Origin of the sequence: Pedobacter ginsengiterrae, from assembly GCF_039537385.1 — a bacterium.
In the GTDB taxonomy this organism is placed as follows: domain Bacteria; phylum Bacteroidota; class Bacteroidia; order Sphingobacteriales; family Sphingobacteriaceae; genus Pedobacter; species Pedobacter ginsengiterrae.
In genome coordinates this window covers 499-12,143 of sequence record NZ_BAABAK010000007.1, presented here as the reverse complement: position 1 = coordinate 12,143, position 11,645 = coordinate 499, and the positions used below count along the sequence as shown (strand labels likewise).

The 11,645-nt window shown below is 36.0% G+C and carries 11 protein-coding genes, 2 tRNA genes and 1 pseudogene; 7 read left to right on the top strand and 7 right to left on the bottom strand.

Going from position 1 to position 11,645, the window contains the following annotated elements; all coding sequences use genetic code 11:
- On the top strand, positions 1 to 194 hold a 194-nt coding region (locus ABD692_RS07735; RefSeq protein ID WP_344766076.1), incomplete at its 5' end, for a hypothetical protein.
- A 629-nt stretch (positions 195 to 823) separates the two neighbouring features.
- Here the strand turns inward: ABD692_RS07735 and ABD692_RS07730 are convergent.
- From ABD692_RS07730 to recR, 3 genes are all read right to left on the bottom strand, one after another.
- Complete coding sequence (locus ABD692_RS07730) at positions 824 to 1,657, bottom strand: alpha/beta hydrolase (protein ID WP_344766075.1); 834 nt, start codon at positions 1,655 to 1,657, stop codon at positions 824 to 826.
- Between the two features lie 138 nt (positions 1,658 to 1,795).
- Positions 1,796 to 2,605 (bottom strand): SDR family oxidoreductase, encoded by an 810-nt coding sequence (locus ABD692_RS07725; protein WP_316758960.1) that lies wholly within the window; start codon positions 2,603 to 2,605, stop codon positions 1,796 to 1,798.
- Between the two features lie 107 nt (positions 2,606 to 2,712).
- Entirely contained in the window at positions 2,713 to 3,330 is a 618-nt protein-coding gene (gene recR, locus ABD692_RS07720; RefSeq protein ID WP_316758962.1) for a recombination mediator RecR, read from the bottom strand.
- 197 nt (positions 3,331 to 3,527) lie between these two features.
- On the opposite strand from recR, the gene ABD692_RS07715 reads away from it, so the two are divergent.
- The 3 genes from ABD692_RS07715 to ABD692_RS07705 all read left to right on the top strand — a co-directional run bounded on the left by ABD692_RS07715 (position 3,528) and on the right by ABD692_RS07705 (position 6,471).
- Complete coding sequence (locus tag ABD692_RS07715) at positions 3,528 to 5,036, top strand: sodium:solute symporter (RefSeq protein WP_344766074.1); 1,509 nt, start codon at positions 3,528 to 3,530, stop codon at positions 5,034 to 5,036.
- Positions 5,037 to 5,054: 18 nt separating this feature from the next.
- Positions 5,055 to 5,762: an LOG family protein gene (locus ABD692_RS07710; RefSeq protein ID WP_316758968.1), complete on the top strand. Its 708-nt coding sequence runs from the start codon at positions 5,055 to 5,057 to the stop codon at positions 5,760 to 5,762.
- Between the two features lie 214 nt (positions 5,763 to 5,976).
- Complete coding sequence (locus ABD692_RS07705; RefSeq protein WP_316758971.1) at positions 5,977 to 6,471, top strand: hypothetical protein; 495 nt, start codon at positions 5,977 to 5,979, stop codon at positions 6,469 to 6,471.
- 88 nt (positions 6,472 to 6,559) lie between these two features.
- On the opposite strand, the gene arsC is transcribed toward ABD692_RS07705, so the two are convergent.
- From arsC to ABD692_RS07690, 3 genes are all read right to left on the bottom strand, one after another.
- Positions 6,560 to 6,904 (bottom strand): arsenate reductase (glutaredoxin), encoded by a 345-nt coding sequence (gene arsC, locus ABD692_RS07700; RefSeq protein ID WP_344766073.1) that lies wholly within the window; start codon positions 6,902 to 6,904, stop codon positions 6,560 to 6,562.
- A gap of 9 nt (positions 6,905 to 6,913) precedes the next feature.
- On the bottom strand, positions 6,914 to 7,504 hold the full coding sequence (locus ABD692_RS07695; RefSeq protein ID WP_344766072.1) for a DUF502 domain-containing protein: 591 nt from the start codon (positions 7,502 to 7,504) through the stop codon (positions 6,914 to 6,916).
- Positions 7,505 to 7,670: 166 nt separating this feature from the next.
- Positions 7,671 to 10,130, bottom strand: coding sequence for a bifunctional UDP-N-acetylmuramoyl-tripeptide:D-alanyl-D-alanine ligase/alanine racemase (locus ABD692_RS07690; RefSeq protein WP_344766071.1), 2,460 nt, complete (start codon positions 10,128 to 10,130; stop codon positions 7,671 to 7,673).
- A 61-nt stretch (positions 10,131 to 10,191) separates the two neighbouring features.
- Here ABD692_RS07690 and ABD692_RS07685 point away from each other — a divergent pair, with 61 nt between their 5' ends.
- From ABD692_RS07685 to ABD692_RS07675, 3 genes are all read left to right on the top strand, one after another.
- Entirely contained in the window at positions 10,192 to 10,680 is a 489-nt protein-coding gene (locus ABD692_RS07685) for a regulatory protein RecX (RefSeq protein ID WP_344766070.1), read from the top strand.
- Between the two features lie 93 nt (positions 10,681 to 10,773).
- Positions 10,774 to 10,846: transfer RNA gene (locus ABD692_RS07680), tRNA-Gly, on the top strand.
- A 49-nt stretch (positions 10,847 to 10,895) separates the two neighbouring features.
- Positions 10,896 to 10,979: transfer RNA gene (locus ABD692_RS07675), tRNA-Leu, on the top strand.
- 160 nt (positions 10,980 to 11,139) lie between these two features.
- Here the strand turns inward: ABD692_RS07675 and ABD692_RS07670 are convergent.
- Positions 11,140 to 11,619, bottom strand: a pseudogene (locus tag ABD692_RS07670) (ISL3 family transposase).
- Positions 11,620 to 11,645 lie beyond the last annotated feature (26 nt).

Genomic DNA, 11,645 nt, shown 5'->3' with positions numbered 1-11,645 from the left:
CAAAAGTAGGAAAAAACAACACGATTTCAAATTGTTTTACCCTTTTACCCAATGGTTTTTCACAAGTGCATGGTTTACAGGGAGAAAAAATGAAAACTTTTTTAAACCTGGGTTGTTTGGCAGGCCTGGATGGCGTTTTGGGCGGTAAAACAAGGAAGGTTTGTTTGGGTTATTCTATTACTACACACAGGTAAATATCGGGGACTGAAGAGCATTTCATTCCCTGTTGCCCTATTCTTAACCATCTAAGGGAGCTGAGAACCTATAAATCAAAGGCAGATTTAATGTTACATTGTGGTTTTATGGCCATGTAGGCAGGTAAGACACATAGGAGGCATCAGTATTATAGGTAATATATAGATGTCAAATATTGAAATTATAGTTTCTACGGATGTTACAAGGGTTTCGCGAGAATGGTGGAAGATTATGACAAGGATCCGTAACCCTGTAAGCAGCTGCATGTACCCTGGCTAAATCCCGATGATAAATAGGGAACATCCCGAGAATGTTTTAAATAGTCATAAAAGGGTGTCAAGCGGGATTAGAGCTAAGAGATTTTTTGGCTAGATATAAATTATAGGCAATCAGGATGCTTTTTTGGTTTAATAAGACTTTTAGGATCTTGCAACCGTGCAAACTGGCCTTCGAAATACCGGCCAGACTTAATTAAACCTAATCCTAATTGAAAACCCGCAGCATGAGGTAACGACAAATCGCCACACACCCTAACCGAGGATTTGGAATGGAGTGTAGCGCGGTTGAATAATAGTAGATCTGACGTTGATTTACACATAATGAACCTATATGTTGTTTTCGGATTTATTTAGTTTCTGTTAATAAAAGCCACGATATCTTTATATAAATCATTTGCTCCAAATATCATTTGGCTAATCATGGGAACATGACTTTTACCTTTTACCTCCTTTATTTCGACTGGAATGTTGTTTGCTTTTAATTGTTGATACAGTCTTGGTGTTTGAATACGGATCGCGCCATAGGTTTTACCGCCATAAAAAAGTAAGTGCGAGTTTTTTATATTATTTACGTAATCCATTGGTGATGCTAGTTTCCAGACTTCAGTATTTGTGGTAAAAGTTCTGATGAAATCATAGTAAAAGTCGTCCTTTTCGGCTGTTGTAAGATATTCGTATAAATCAAGGCCAAAAGGGTCATTCAGGATTACGCCCTTTATCGGGTTATTTATACCCGCTTTTTTGAAATATTGCGGATCTGCATTAATTAGCTCTCCCAAATGTGCGCCGGCAGAATGACCCATTAAAAAAATTTTATTTGCACTGGCTTGGTAAGTTTTAATATTTTCCTGAACCCATTTTACAGCCAAAGCACAATCTTCGGCCATTTTACCATATTGAACGCTCGGGGCTAAAGGATAATTTATGATGACGGTTACGACGCCTTTTTTTGCAAAGTTTCTGCCCAACCACCAGTAGGTTTCTTTTTTACCACTGCTCCAGGAGCCGCCATGAATAAAAACCAGAACAGGCTTATCGGCTACTCCATCATTTTTATAAAAAATATTGAGTGTGTTTTTTATATCGGCATTGCCAGCGTAATTAATGTTTTTAGCCGTTTTTACCTGGGCAGAAGAAATTAAGGTTTGAAACAAGAGCATTAAGAAAAGCAGTTTTTTAAACATAAAAATTTATCCTTTCGACATACAACAAACGAAATTGTTTGGATTGTGGATGTTTTTAAAATGTAAGATGTAGCGAATAAGGGGGATGATGTGATTAAATATCTTCCCTCCTACATCGTGTATTATAAATTTACAATCTTACTTTATTAGTGGATTTTTCTCTTTAGCAAACAAATCGAAAACCTTTTTATCGACAAAAGCAGGAAAAAGTTTATTCATCCAAACGGCTAATTTACCTTGGCCAGTCATAATTAAAGTGCGTTTGCGTTGCTCGATACCGTTAGCAATATTACTTGCTACTTCTTCTGATGACATCATTTTGCCTTCGTCCATACTGGTTTCGCCATGTGCTGCACCATCTTTAGAAAGCGCAGTTACCCGAATATTCGAAGCTGTAAAACCTGGGCAAGCTAACAAAACATTAACCCCTGTTTTTAATAGTTCGGTACGTAATGATTCGATAAATCCATTCATTGCAAATTTTGACGCCGAATAACCTGTTCGGCCAGGTAAACCTCTATAACCTGCAATTGATGAAACAGCCACAACGGTTCCTTTGGTTTTTAAAATCTCGGGTAAAGCGTATTTTGTACAATAAACTGTTCCCCAGAAATTTACATCCATTAGGTTTTTAAGTACGGATAAATCTACATCGTTAAATAAAGCTCGCATAGATAAACCAGCGTTATTTACCAAAATATCAATTTTATTAAATGAAACTAAAGTTTGTTTAATAATCAATTCGCAATCGGCCTCTTTACTAACATCTGCCTGAACAGCAACTGCTCTGATTCCGTATTTTTTTTCTAAATCGGCTGTAATTTCGCAAAGTGTAACATACTGACGAGCAGCTAAAACTAAGTTTGCGCCACGTTTAGCAAATTCTTCGGCACAGGCTTTACCAATTCCGCTAGATGCGCCGGTTATGATGATTACTTTATCCTTCATTTATTTTGGTTTGTCCGTTGTATGGATTTGTTGTTAGTTTTTTGGGAGTTAGGCAAATTGCTTTGTGATTGGAAAGCTTTTGGCGATCATGTTTTAATCAACCAAAATTATTTCATCATTGCAGTTTCATATGGTACACGAGTGATTATCGATCTACCGAGCGTAATTTCATCGGTATATTCCAATTCGCCACCAAAAGCTATTCCGCGGGCAATTGTAGTTACAGGAATATTAAATTCTTTCAACCTTTTATAGAGATAAAAAAGCGTAGTATCACCTTCCATGTTTGGGCTAAGTGCCAGAATAATTTCTTTAATTCCGCCAGCTGCAACTCTGGAAACCAAACCATCGATAAATAAATCGGTAGGACCAACACCATCCATCGGTGAAATTAAACCTCCTAAAACATGATAAACACCAAAATATTGAGCTGTATTTTCAATAGCCATAACATCTCGGGTATCTTCTACTACACAAATAGTTTCTTTATCACGTTTGTGCGATGTACAAATTTCGCAAACCACATAATCAGATATATTGTGGCAGGTTGTACAATGTTTGATTTGTTGTTTAAGCTTTATAAAAGTATTGCCAAACTGATTCACTTCCTCCTGTTCTTTATTTAAAAGGTGTAACACTAAACGCAAAGCCGTTTTTTGTCCCACCCCAGGTAATTTAGAGAATTCGTTTACCGCATCTTCAAGCAGTTTGGATGAAAAATTCATGGTACAAAAATATGAAATAGTTGTTTGGTTTTTTAGTGGTTTGGTTTATTAGTTACGAGTTCATTATGCTTTGCTCTATTTATGATTTGCTTAAATGCGGTTTAACATAATGCTAAATGATGAACTACTGACAAATGAACAGATGAACTTCTTTACTAATTAGTAATTTCTTACATTTAGCAGCTTAAAACAAAAATATGTCGCCAACTGTTCTCTTATGTTTCCTTATCGGGTATTTTTTAGTCCTGATTATTATTTCATTCGTTACCTCCAAAGATTCGTCGGATAATAACTCATTTTTCGTTGCAAATAGAAATTCTAAATGGTACCTGGTAGCCTTCGGGATGATTGGAACGGCACTTTCAGGTGTAACTTTCATTTCTGTTCCTGGAGAAGTTGGTGCACCCAGCGGAAATCAGTTTCAATATTTTCAGTTCGTTTTGGGGAATGCTGTTGGTTTTATCATTATATGTACGGTTTTACTACCGCTATATTATCGGATGAAATTAACTTCGATATATAGCTATATCGAACAGCGTTTAGGTCACTACAGTTACAAAACCGCAGCATCTATATTTTTATTGAGCAGGACTTTAGGATCTGCAACAAGATTGTATTTGGTTGTAATCGTTTTACAGCGCTTTATTTTCGATAATTATGGAATTCCTTTTTGGCTTACGGTTTTAATTTCCTTAGCCCTAATTTGGTCGTACACGTTTAAAGGCGGCCTGAAAACCATTATCATTACGGATACGTTACAAACATTCTTTTTGGTATTATCTGTCTTCTTGACCATTTATTTCATTTGTAACAGTTTAAACTTTAGTATTCCACAGGCATTTGAAACGATTAAAAGCAGCAGTTATTCTAAAATATTCTTTTTAGATGATTTCTTAACCAACAAGTTTTATTTCAGCAAGCAGTTTATCGGTGGTATTTTCGTAACCATTGCCATGACGGGATTAGACCAGGATTTAATGCAGAAAAACCTAAGTATGGGAACCATTAAAGAGGCGCAGAAAAACATGTTTACTTTTACAGGAGTGTTTGTGATTTTGAATGTTTTCTTTTTAAGTGTTGGCGCATTATTATACATTTTTGCCGCAAAAAATGGCATTGATATTCCTTTAGATCACATTACAGGTAAACCAAGAACAGATTTGTTGTTTCCTGAAATTGCGCTGAATAATTTGGGCGCAATACCTGCCATAATATTTATGCTGGGTTTAACGGCTGCAACATTTGCAACAACCGACTCGGCACTTACGGCTTTAACAACCTCTTTTTGCGTTGACTTTTTAGGCATGGATAAAGCTGAAAACCTTAATGCGAAAAATGCGGTTAAAAAGCGTCATACGGTTCACATAGCGTTTTCAATTTTAATGTTTTTAGTGATTATAGTAATTAACGCATTAAATAGTTCATCAGTTGTAAGTTTGATTTTCACGATTGCATCTTACACATATGGGCCTCTGTTAGGTTTATATAGCTTTGGATTGTTTGTAAAAAGTAGAGGCTTGCACGATAAATTAGTACCGATAGTTTGTATTATATCGCCTTTTTTATGTTACTTGCTTTCAACCTTCTCAAAAGAACTTTTAGGGGGTTATGTATTTAGCGTCGAACTAATTTTAGTTAATGGCTTAATTACATTTATAGGCTTGCTATTCATCAGCAAAAAAACTGATGCGCAAACCAGATTTTAATATTAGAATACAGTATATATGACGAGTGAAGAAAAAATTAGAAGTGCTTTTGAAAATAAAGACTGGCAAGAAATTAAAGTAACCGACTCTTGGCAAATTTTTAAAATAATGGCTGAGTTTGTCGATGGTTTCGAAAAACTAGCTAAAATTGGTCCTTGCGTTACCATTTATGGTTCGGCCCGTACCGCAGAATCAAACAGATATTACCAATTAGCAGAACAGTGCGGAAAGTTATTAACCGACCGTGGTTATGGTGTTATTACAGGCGGTGGCCCTGGTATTATGGAAGCTGGTAATAAAGGTGCTTATACAAATGGAGGTAAATCGGTTGGTTTAAATATCGAATTACCTTTTGAGCAATTCCACAATAAATACATCGACCACAACAAACTGTTGCAGTTCGATTATTTCTTCGTACGTAAAGTAATGTTTATGAAATATAGTCAGGGATTTGTGGTTTTACCTGGCGGTTTTGGCACAATGGATGAGCTTTTTGAGGCGTTAACATTGATCCAGACTGGTAAAATTGCCCGTTTCCCGATTGTACTAGTTGGAAAAGATTATTGGGGAGGATTAATCGACTGGATTAAAGGAACCATGCTCCAGAAAGAACACAACATCCACGAAGAAGATTTAAACTTATTCAGATTGGTTGATACTGCTGAAGAAGCTGCAGAGCATATTTTCAGATTCTATGATAAATATGTGCTTAAACCTAATTTCTAGATCAGGCTTAAAGCAAATAGAAGGTTTTCAGGATTAAAATTATAGTCTATCCTTTAAAATTCAAATCATTATAAAAAAGTGCTTGTTATCGCAAGCACTTTTTTTATGTCTTAACTTTTCATTGTAACATGTTATCATTCCTTAACTCTAATCTTTGGAAAACAAAACCAGTCTTTTTTTCTTATTACAAGTCTGAAAGAATAAAATTTTATACATGGAGCAAATTTTAAATTGGAGAAAAGGATTATTTGATAGCAACTATCAGGTATTTGGCAATGCCTTGCTAAAGTTTTCTCTGAATTTTAGTTCGCTTAAAAATTCGGCTATCGCCACAACACAGCAGGGTATTTACCTTTTAAGAAGTGAAGGTTTTTCGAATCCTGAAACAAAAATATTAAATAATAAAAATGAAGTTATAGCTATAATCAGATACGACTGGCTAAATTTTAAGGCGAAAATATCTTTTACCTCTGGAGAGGAGTTCGACTGGGGATTTCAAAATAGCTGGCTGAGTCGCTGGTCTTTAAATAACCATAAGGATAAACAAATTATTTACAGCTCATCAACTAATAGTGGGCTAATCCATAGCAATGTTGATGATGACCTATTCATTTTAACAGGATTATTTGTGCGAGAATACTATAGTAGAATACTTTATGGTTTTATTCTTCTAATCTTAGTTTTATCGATGACCAGAAGTATTTTTTAAATTATTTTGGTCGTTTTAATACGTTGTCTCCCATGTTCTCGATGAACAATCGAGAGCGCCACTCCATCGTTAACGCAAAATTTTTAAGCTAGCGCAAAATCTCTTTAATTCGCTCGGTTGGTCTGGCGATAATGGCTTTGTTTTCTGAAACTATTATAGGTCTTTCAATAAGAATTGGATTTTCTACCATTGCATCAATCCATTCCGCATCACCTAAAGTTTTGCCTTTATAGTTTTCAGTATAAATTTTCTCGCCTTTTCGAATCAGTTCGAAAGGTTTAATATTTAGTTTCTTTATTAATTCTTCAAGCTGTGCCTTAGCTGGTGGAGTTTCCAAATAGTAAATCACCTCGAAAGCTTGTCCGCTTTTTTCCAACTCTTGTAAAGCCTGGCGGCTTTTAGTACATCTGTTATTGTGGTAAATCTGAATCATGTTGATTATTTAAAGTCCGCTAACACCACCACTCACCACCAATTTCATTGCATCTGCAGCACTCATATTTAAATCTTGAACCTTATCTCGTTTTACGATACAAAGCTGTCCTGCGAAAGAATAAGATAATGGAAAGTAAACTGCAACATCTTCAGGTAATTCGAGTTTATGTAAATCGTTCTGGGTTAAAAAACCAATCTTTTTTAAACCGCCTTCAACCTCAACTAAAACGGGATGATTAAATTTCTTCTCATCGCCAACAAAAGCTTCCGTTAAATCCTTTATAGATGAATAGATAAAATTTAACAAAGGCAAACGCTGCATCATCCGTTGAAACCAATTATACATCGGTTCGGTAACTAAATTGGTTACAAAAATACCCGCCAATAAAATGATGGTTAAAACCGTTAGTAAGCCCAAACCAGGTATGTTTCTGCTTTCTCCTGTTCGCGGATTTACCCCCAGAATATTATTGACGTTTAACCAGCTATCTACTGTTGTAACAGCCCAAATTACAATGAAAATACTCACAGCAATGGGCACAACAATTAGTAAACCTTTAATCAAATAGTTTAAAATAGCTTTCCCGACTTTATTCATGCTGCAAACTTATTTAAAAATGTTCAATAGTTCACTAATCATTGGATCATTGGTTAGAAATGTTCATTAGTGGTGAATGGTCAATGGTTCATTAAGTAGTGAGTTTATCTGCTCGCACATTTAAATCTACATCCAGACTAATAAACAAATGAAATAGAGAATCAATTTATTCATAGAAATATACCCGTTTTACACGTTGAGAAATATTAGTTAAAATCTCGTAAGGTATTGTGTTAATCTCTTCTGCGAGTTGCATTATCGTATGTTCTTTATCAAAAACAATTGCTTCATCACCAGCTTTTACATCTATCCCTGTGATATCGAGCATGGTCATATCCATACAAATAGAACCAATTGTAGGCACAAGTTTTCCATTAATCAGCATTTTGCCTACGCCATTTCCGAAAGCACGGTTGTAACCATCTGCGTAACCGATTTTTACCGTGGCAATTTTACCGCCATTTGGCATTACACCTCTCCTACTATAACCAACAGTTTCTCCTGCATCTAAAATTTTTACCTGTGTAACCGTTGTTTTAAGCACCATTACGGTTTGTAAGCCTCGGTTATTTTGTAAAGCTGCATCAAACCCATATAAGCCAATACCTAAACGAACCATATCCAGTTGTCCATCGGCCCAGCGACTAATTCCAGAAGTATTCGCAATATGAAGTAAAGGTTTGTAGCCTAAAACTTCTACCAATTCGCTCGAAATAAGTTTGAATTTTTCGATTTGTTGTTGCGTAAAGCCGTCGTGCTCGGCTTCGCCACTGGCCACTAAATGCGAGAAAATGCTCTGAACTTTAAGTCGTTGGTTATCTTTTAATAAAACAGACAAATCTTCAATTTCAGGCTGATCAAAACCTAAACGATGCATTCCGCTATCGATTTTAATGTGAATAGGATAATTAAAATCGTAATCAGAAAGGGCATTTAAAAAACTATTCAGAATTTCGATACTATAAATTTCTGGCTCTAAATTATGCTTTATAATGGCTTCGAAGGCCGACTCTTCAGGACTCATGACCATAATTGGTAAAGTAATCCCAGCCTTACGCAAGGCAATACCTTCATCAGCGTAAGCAACTGCCAGGTAATCTACCTTATGAAACTGCAAGAGGTTTGCGATTTCAAAGCTTCCGCTACCATAAGAGAAAGCCTTAACCATGGCCATAATCTTTACTCCAGGCTTAATTTTAGAACGATAAAACTGAAGGTTACCAACCATTGCATTCAGGTCTATTTCTAAAACTGTATCGTGTATTTTTTGGGTCAATAATTTACTGATCCGCCCAAATTCGAAACGCCTTGCCCCCTTTACTAAAATAGTTTCGTGACTAAAAGGCAAACCTGGGAAAGCATCAATAAAAGCATTTGTATCCTCAAAAAACTGCGTTTCAAATTTAAATAGATCTGCGTATTTCGCAATATTTGCTCCAATCCCGATTAAGCGGCTTACTTTCTTTTGTGTAAGCAATTCGGCAATTTCACTGTATAGATCCAAATCATCTTTTCCTGTTTCAAATAATTCGGAAAGGATTACTGTTTTCTTTGGATGCTGATTTTGCTGATTCAAAAAATCGAGCGCTATGGCAAGTGAAGAAATATCTGCACTATAAGAATCATCGATGATAGAGCACTGGTTAATACCGTTTTTCAACTCTAAACGCATACTTACATGACTCAATTTCTCCAGGCGCAAATCGGCTTGCTCGGGCGTATAACCCAAAGCAAGTAAGGTTGCCCAACAAATCATCCCATTTTCGATCGATGCCTTATCTTTAAAAGGCAACATACATTCGATCTCTCTATCCTGATAGATTGCCCGCAAATAACAATTTCCTTCAATTGGTTCTACAGCAATAATTCTTAAATCAGCGCCTTGTTTACTGCTCCAGCTAAACTTCTTTTTGCCTGGTAAATCTTTAAAATTAACCTCACTAACGTATTCAGGCGAGTAGATAAACAAATCGGCACCAGCAAATAGCTTAAGTTTCTCTGTAATTTTTTCTCTTTTCGAGCTAAACCCTTCGGCATGTGCTTCGCCAATATTTGTTAAAATTCCAATTTCGGGTTTGATAATTTCTTCAATACTTTCCATCTCGTTAGCCGCAGAAATACCAGCTTCGAAAATGGCCAAATTATGATCGACATCTATTTGCCATACCGAAAGCGGTACACCAATTTGGGAGTTATAACTTTTCGGACTGCGAATAATATTAAAATCGGCTGCTAAAAGCTGATAAAGCCATTCTTTTACAATAGTTTTTCCATTACTACCCGTTATTCCGATTGTTTTTAAAGCAAACTGATTTCGGTGATAAAGTGCTAATTTTTGTAAGGCCTTTAAAACATCGGTAACCAAAAGAAAATTACAATTCGGGTACTGATTTATATATTTTCCATCGGTGATTACAAAATTCCGAATCTCTTTATCGTAAGCGTCTTTTATAAACTCATGCCCATCGCGATGCGAAGACAAGGCAAAAAACAAAGAATTTTCTGGAACTAAAACCGAGCGACTATCAATCACCAGATATTCGATAACGTTTTGTTCATCAACGAATTTGGCATCAGCATTTAATATTTCGGCAATTTTTGAAATGGTATATATCGGTTTCTGCATTCGTTTTGTTTCAGAAAAATATGGTAATCGTTTATATTTTTACGAATTTCAGTAATTAATTATGAAAAGCGGTAAAGACGAAGCAAGAATATTAGATAAAAAGCAAGCTTTAGCAAAAGCTGAAAGTTTTTGCGTTTACCAGGAGCGATCGCAAAAGGAAGTTCGTTATAAACTGGTAGAATGGGGAATTCGTGGAGATGAACTAGAAGAGATTTTATCCGAACTCATTATGAACAATTTCCTAAATGAAGAACGTTTCGCCAACTCGTATACATCGGGTAAGTTTAACATCAAAAAATGGGGCCGTATAAAAATTAAGCAGGGATTAAAGCTTAAAGGTGTACCCGATAAAATGATGAACAAGGCATTATATAGTATCGACGACGATGATTATATGCAAACTTTAGAAAATTTAGCACTAAAAAAAGCATCTAGTTTAGGTGAAAATAATCCTTTAAAAAGAAAAATGAAGCTGATAAGCTACCTTCAGACCAGAGGATTTGAAACTGATTTAATTTTACTTGCGCTGAAAGCCAGCAATTTAAACTAAATATTAAATTTTTAATAAAAAATATCTTGACAGAAATATAAATCTGCCTATATTTGCATCACCAAAACGAAACAACATATTGGTTTTGTTTATGCGAAAGTAGCTCAGTTGGTAGAGCACGACCTTGCCAAGGTCGGGGTCGCGAGTTCGAATCTCGTCTTTCGCTCTAAATGCCTTCTTACCAGGAGGCATTTATTTTAAAAGGTTAATCGCCTGCTCGGGTGGTGGAACTGGTAGACACGCAGGACTTAAAATCCTGTGCTTTCAAAGGCGTGCGGGTTCGATTCCCGCCCCGAGTACTTCAAAAAAAAAATCGAAATTAAAGCCATCAGAAATGATGGCTTTTTTGTTTTACACACCTTTTCACCCCCCTATTCAAAATGTTAAAGGGGATCATGGGATCAAGCAAAAAAGTTGGGGAGCAATTCTAGGATCAAGCAAAAAAGTTGGGGAGCAATCCTATGCATAAATTTTTGTTAGTCTAAATAGGAAGAATTTTACGTTTCTAACCCCTCGAAACTGTGCTCTAAAAGCCTTTATCTTTGCATTAAAGGATTCTGCGGAGGCATTGGTTGATCTGTTATCGAAGTAGTTTAGTATCGTTTCGTAGTTGTTCTGGATTGTTCTTTAAATTGTGTTAAACGATTTGAATCCAGCGGATTCTACTTGATTATACCAGATGGCCAGCTTTTTAAAAGCAATTATCCTGTCCTTGGATGTACTGAGTATAGTGGACAAACCCTGACTCAGTTTATAGGCCTGTTCAAGATCAGGGTACAAGCCAAATAAAAGTTCTGCCCGATGTGATTGTGAAGGTGTCCAGTTGACCTCTCGCTTGAACAGTAAGTATCTACTTCTTGCGATCAATTGTTTTACTGTATCACCATTTTCAAGTAATTCCGGCACCCATCGTTTTTTTACAGTCTTGGCCAGCTCCATTTCCTTATTTTCCTGTTCTATCGCCT

Bases quoted from the DNA above. Each gene is read 5' to 3' on its own strand.
- ABD692_RS07730 (WP_344766075.1), bottom strand. From the start codon at position 1,657: ATGTTTAAAAAACTGCTTTTCTTAATGCTCTTGTTTCAAACCTTAATT.
- ABD692_RS07725 (WP_316758960.1), bottom strand. From the start codon at position 2,605: ATGAAGGATAAAGTAATCATCATAACCGGCGCATCTAGCGGAATTGGT.
- recR (WP_316758962.1), bottom strand. From the start codon at position 3,330: ATGAATTTTTCATCCAAACTGCTTGAAGATGCGGTAAACGAATTCTCT.
- ABD692_RS07715 (WP_344766074.1), top strand. From the start codon at position 3,528: ATGTCGCCAACTGTTCTCTTATGTTTCCTTATCGGGTATTTTTTAGTC.
- ABD692_RS07710 (WP_316758968.1), top strand. From the start codon at position 5,055: ATGACGAGTGAAGAAAAAATTAGAAGTGCTTTTGAAAATAAAGACTGG.
- ABD692_RS07705 (WP_316758971.1), top strand. From the start codon at position 5,977: ATGGAGCAAATTTTAAATTGGAGAAAAGGATTATTTGATAGCAACTAT.
- arsC (WP_344766073.1), bottom strand. From the start codon at position 6,904: ATGATTCAGATTTACCACAATAACAGATGTACTAAAAGCCGCCAGGCT.
- ABD692_RS07695 (WP_344766072.1), bottom strand. From the start codon at position 7,504: ATGAATAAAGTCGGGAAAGCTATTTTAAACTATTTGATTAAAGGTTTA.
- ABD692_RS07690 (WP_344766071.1), bottom strand. From the start codon at position 10,130: ATGCAGAAACCGATATATACCATTTCAAAAATTGCCGAAATATTAAAT.
- ABD692_RS07685 (WP_344766070.1), top strand. From the start codon at position 10,192: ATGAAAAGCGGTAAAGACGAAGCAAGAATATTAGATAAAAAGCAAGCT.